The sequence below is a fragment of the Endozoicomonas arenosclerae genome, from assembly GCF_001562015.1.
Lineage (GTDB): Bacteria > Pseudomonadota > Gammaproteobacteria > Pseudomonadales > Endozoicomonadaceae > Endozoicomonas_A > Endozoicomonas_A arenosclerae.
On record NZ_LASA01000289.1, the window covers coordinates 1 to 463 of the forward strand.

At 29.8% G+C, this 463-nt stretch carries 1 protein-coding gene; it reads right to left on the bottom strand.

Annotated features, from left to right (window positions below; all coding sequences use genetic code 11):
• Window positions 1-255 precede the first annotated feature (255 nt).
• The coding region (locus tag WG89_RS31865; RefSeq protein WP_216638590.1) for a hypothetical protein at window positions 256-463 on the bottom strand (208 nt) is incomplete at its 5' end.

Here is a 463-nt window from a genome sequence, read left to right on the forward strand (position 1 = left end):
GTCAAAACCTCTAGGAATACCAATGTTTTCTATCAGTTCTAAATCACTTAGAAATTCTTTTATTAATCCTTCTCTTAACAAGGAAAGAAAGTGGTTCGTAAGAGATGGACCATCTATTTTATCATCAATCCAAAACTTAGCATGATATAAATTTGTTCCAAAGAAGTTGTTCTTCATAAAATGGCCAAGAGATATAATTATGAATTAAAGCTAGTTGCTCTATCTGGTTCTGTTGATTTTTAATGAAAAAGAAAATTATTCTGGTAATAATGTTCTACCTAGTAACTTTCCATATCGCTGATAATGTTGCTTGGGAGTCATTCCTGACTTCAACACATCAGGGTATTTTTTTACATAATAGCTACTATCAATTTCGCTGAAGTTTTCTGATTTTTGTTTTGAATTTGTGTCTTTTAAAAATTGAATTTCACTCCTTAACTCTATAACTAACGAACTATATAGT